A 301-nucleotide genomic window follows, 5' to 3' on the forward strand; every position below is an offset into this window, starting at 1 on the left:
GGCGGCGACGAGTGCCACATGGCCTTCCACTTCCCGGTGATGCCGCGGATCTTCATGGCCGTGCGCCGCGAGTCCCGCTACCCGGTCTCCGAGGTGCTTGCCAAGACCCCGGCGATCCCGTCCGGCTGCCAGTGGGGCATCTTCCTGCGCAACCACGACGAGCTGACCCTCGAAATGGTCACCGACGAAGAGCGCGACTACATGTACGCGGAGTACGCCAAGGACCCGCGGATGCGGGCCAACATCGGCATCCGCCGGCGGCTCGCGACCCTGCTGGACAACGACCGCGATCAGATCGAGC

Annotated in this window: 1 pseudogene; it reads left to right on the forward strand. The window is 67.4% G+C overall.

Annotated features, from left to right (window positions below):
• Window positions 1-301: pseudogene (locus GTW67_RS05760) on the forward strand (trehalose synthase); the annotation flags it as partial.

This window comes from Streptomyces sp. SID5910 (genome assembly GCF_009862125.1).
Lineage (GTDB): Bacteria > Actinomycetota > Actinomycetes > Streptomycetales > Streptomycetaceae > Streptomyces.